General features: G+C 40.7%; 4 protein-coding genes. 2 read left to right on the forward strand and 2 right to left on the reverse strand.

Going from position 1 to position 3970, the window contains the following annotated elements; genetic code table 11:
• The coding region (locus tag BCG07_RS04735) for an alpha/beta hydrolase family protein (protein WP_286888986.1) at window positions 1-290 on the forward strand (290 nt) is incomplete at its 5' end.
• A 183-nt stretch (window positions 291-473) separates the two neighbouring features.
• Entirely contained in the window at window positions 474-1178 is a 705-nt protein-coding gene (locus BCG07_RS04740) for a response regulator transcription factor (RefSeq protein WP_006791373.1), read from the forward strand.
• Between the two features lie 33 nt (window positions 1179-1211).
• Here BCG07_RS04740 and BCG07_RS04745 read toward each other — a convergent pair whose 3' ends face one another.
• Window positions 1212-2720: a YifB family Mg chelatase-like AAA ATPase gene (locus BCG07_RS04745; protein WP_006791374.1), complete on the reverse strand. Its 1509-nt coding sequence runs from the start codon at window positions 2718-2720 to the stop codon at window positions 1212-1214.
• A 34-nt stretch (window positions 2721-2754) separates the two neighbouring features.
• A complete protein-coding gene (locus tag BCG07_RS04750) occupies window positions 2755-3369 on the reverse strand; it encodes a trimeric intracellular cation channel family protein (protein ID WP_010557634.1) in 615 nt (204 codons plus the stop codon).
• Window positions 3370-3970 lie beyond the last annotated feature (601 nt).

Below are 3970 nucleotides of genomic sequence, written 5' to 3' on the forward strand. Positions count from 1 at the left end.
ATCTGTATAGCCAACATAGTCCGGTATTTCATGCAGACAAAGTAACCACACCATTACTGCTTATTCATGGTGACAGTGATACTAACGTACCAGTAGGCGAGAGCTTAACAATGTACACCGCACTTAAACTACTAAATAAAGACGTGGAGCTTATTGAGTACAAAGGTGCTGATCATCAAATTTTTGCGCGCGATAAACGCTTTAACTGGTGGAATACTATGTTGGCATATTTTGATAAAAAACTAAAAGACGAACCACATTGGTGGGATTCAATGTACGAAAATAAGTAATTTAAACCGGAATTTTATATCTTTATGAAAAGCGCCCTTGAATATAGGGCGCTTTTTTGATTTTTTATAATTATTTTAATATTTTTGAAATATTAAGTTACTTAAAACTAGCATGTAACCCCTTCTCAGTATTTACCTAATGGTGCTACCATACAAAGCTACAAGCATTTAAAATAAAGTACTATGGCTATTAATGTTTTATTGGTTGAAGACGATGAAATACTCGTTAAACGCATTCAAAATCACTTTGCAGAGACCGAATTTACAATAGAAGTAGACTCAACTGGCGCTGATGCATTGAGCATCGTTAGGCAGCGAGTAAACCTGCGTGATGCATTTACCCTCGCTATTATTGATATTGTACTGCCTAAAATAGACGGCCTTCAGCTCGCCAAAGAACTTAACACACTAACAGATATTGGTGTTATTGTGCTTTCTAGTCGTGATTCACAAGCAGATCGAATAGCAGGCCTTGCCCAAGGTGCTGACGACTATATTTGTAAGCCTGTTGATTTGCTTGAGCTTGAACTGCGCATGCGCGCTTTGTATAAACGCGTTGCTGTTAATATGGATAGCGACGAAAGTGAAGAGTTTATTGAATACGCCGACTTTAAATTACACCCCGATAATCGCACCCTTATTACCTCCTCGGGTGTTGAATCACGTTTAACTGAAGCAGAGCACAAAGTACTTATTTGCTTAATAAGTAATGCAGGTAAAGCCACTTCACGTGAAAAAATATCTGAAGAAATAGGCCAACCAGATTGGAGCCCTAACGATCGTACAGTCGATGTTCTTATTGGTCGATTACGTAAAAAACTAAATGATGAAAAAGATCAAAAGCGTATTGTCACTGTGCGCGGTAAAGGTTACATGCTCTCTTTATAGCCGCTAGTAAAAACAGTTTAGCCTCAATTTTAGCTACTTAGTAAGTTGAGCAATTAAGCGTTCAAAGGCTCTGTAATTTAATGCCTCTTTTAAATCGTCTAAGCTAATTTTTTCATTTCCTTTTAAATCACTAATCGTTCGCGCTACTTTAATAACTCTATGGTAAGAGCGCGGCGATAAAGACAGCTTTTCACTGGCCTTAGCTAAAAACTGCAGCTCTGCTGGGGCAAGCTCACAGTGAATACTCATTTCTTTATTATTTAGCCGCGCATTCACTTTGCCTTGGCGTTTTAACTGTATGTAATAAGCTGCTTCTACCCGTGCACGTACTTGTGCACTGGTTTCTTCTTGCTTAGTGCTTTGCAGTTCAACGCTGGTTAACCGTGGTAGCTCTATTTGCAAATCAATACGGTCAACAAAAGGGCCTGAAACACGAGATAAATAACGTATAACCTGATCGGGTGTTGCTCGTTTATCGGTATGGCTTCCCGTAGGACTGGGGTTTAACGCTGTAATGAGCTGAAACTGTGCAGGAAACTCCATTTGCCGCGCCGCACGCGAAATAGTTACCGTACCGGTTTCCATTGGCTCACGAAGGGAGTCGAGTACTTTACGCTCAAACTCTGGTAGTTCATCTAAAAATAATACCCCATTGTGTGCCAGCGAAATTTCACCCGGCTTAGGGTTTGATGACCCACCTACTAATGCAACCGCCGAACAGGTATGATGAGGATTACGAAAAGGGCGTTGCCGCCAGTTTGTTAAATCGATTGAATGACCAATAATTGAATAAAGTGCGGCAGTTGAAAGTGCCTCATCGTCAGACATAGCCGGCATTATTGTGGCCATTCGCTGAGCAAGCATTGATTTACCGGTTCCCGGTGGACCTAAAAATAGCAGGTTGTGCCCGCCTGCAGCGGCTATTTCTAATACACGTTTAGCCCCGGGCTGGCCTTTTACGTCGCTCAAATCGAGTAAAAAGTCAGGTGCTTGCGTACAGTCTGGATACTCTATATTTAACGGCAACGGCTGTTGGTTTAGTAAATCACCCCATACTTCTTGAATAGAGCTTACCGCTTTACGCTTTACGCCATTTACAAGGCTTGCCAGGCTATCATTAGCTATGGGTAAAAAACAGCAGCGGTTTTGTTCTTTAGCTGCAAGCACAGAGGGCAAAATAGCATTTACTCCACGTACCTCACCGTTGAGTGCAAGCTCACCGTAAAACTCATATTTATGAATATCAGGGCACACTATTTGCCCTGATGCCACCAAAATGCCTACGGCAATCGCCAAATCAAACCGGCCACCGTCTTTGGGTAAATCAGCTGGGGCTAAATTAACAGTAATGCGTTGATCAGGGAAACCAAATTGAGAGTTTTCAAGCGCGCTGCGCACTCTGTCTTTTGACTCTTTAACAGAGGCTTCGGGAAGGCCTACAATGTGGAATGCGGGTAAACCAGTTCCTAAGTGAACCTCTACAATAACTTCAGGGGCATTAATACCCACCTGAGCACGAGAATATATACGAGCTAATGACATTCCTTATCCTAATCAATCCTATGATTAAGTAAGTTTAGTCAGGATATTTAAAAACGTGTAATGTGATTTTCCATTTTATTGCTGAAAAACGTAAGAATAATGTCATCAACATTGCCAATACCATCGCCAGCTCAGTCACAAATGAAAAATACATACTGAGTGTATAAACAATACCACCCGCAATACAGGTAATGGCATAGAGCTCTCCTTTTAACAGCATAGGGATTTCGCGGGCGAGTACATCACGTATTAAGCCTCCAAAACAAGCCGTTATGACTCCCATTATGATTGCTGTCATTTCTGGCATACCTGCAAGTAGTGCTTTTTGAGTACCCATTACAGCAAAAAAAGCCAAACCGAATGCGTCTGCTATTTGAAGTGTGTAATACGGAATAGACTTTTGCTTATTAATAAGCCGAGATGTAATAAGTACAGCAGCTAAAATAGCAAAAAAATAGCTTTGATCATGTAGCCAAAATACAGGAACGTCTAGAATCACATCGCGAACAGTTCCCCCACCAATAGCGGTCACTGTTGCTAATACTACAACCCCAAAACCATCCATTTTTTTTTCGTAGGCCACTAATGTGCCTGAAATAGCAAACACAGCAATGCCGATTAAATCAAACCAGTGATACAGTTCTGTCATGTAAAAGTGCACTTAAAAATATTTCAGCCGTTTTAACATACCCAGCACGAGGTGTTAAGTAATAACGAATTTAAAATGATTGGTATAGTATATGTGGTAAATGTAATAACAGCTTTACTATTAAGCATTACTGAATTTTAGACATAAAAAAACATGCTTTTAGCATATCACTTTAATAGTGCTTTTATTTCATTGGTTGCGGGAGCCTGAGCTTATAGAAAGTGAGCCGACTACCTTTGCTGGCTAATGGAGAACTGAGACCGACGAGCTACCCATTTCACTGAATTTTAGGCATAAGAAAACACGCTTTTAGCGTGTTACTTTAATAGTGCTTTTTATTTCAGTGGTTGCGGGAGCCGGATTTTAATAGATGGCCTTTGCTAGCTAATGGAGAGCTGAGACCGACGAGCTACCCATTTCACTGAATTTTAGGCATAAAAAAACACGCTTTTAGCGTGTTACTTTAATAGTGCTTTTTATTTCAGTGGTTGCGGGAGCCGGATTTTAATAGATGGCCTTTGCTGGCTAATGAAGAGCTGAGACCGACGAGCTACCCATTTCACTGAATTTTAGGCATAAAAAAACACGCTTTTAGCGTGTT

The sequence above is a fragment of the Pseudoalteromonas sp. ESRF-bin5 genome (genome assembly GCF_002632075.1).
Classification (GTDB): Bacteria; Pseudomonadota; Gammaproteobacteria; order Enterobacterales; family Alteromonadaceae; genus Pseudoalteromonas; species Pseudoalteromonas marina.

Bases quoted from the DNA above. Each gene is read 5' to 3' on its own strand.
- BCG07_RS04745 (WP_006791374.1), bottom strand. From the start codon at position 2,720: ATGTCATTAGCTCGTATATATTCTCGTGCTCAGGTGGGTATTAATGCC.
- BCG07_RS04750 (WP_010557634.1), bottom strand. From the start codon at position 3,369: ATGACAGAACTGTATCACTGGTTTGATTTAATCGGCATTGCTGTGTTT.
- BCG07_RS04740 (WP_006791373.1), top strand. From the start codon at position 474: ATGGCTATTAATGTTTTATTGGTTGAAGACGATGAAATACTCGTTAAA.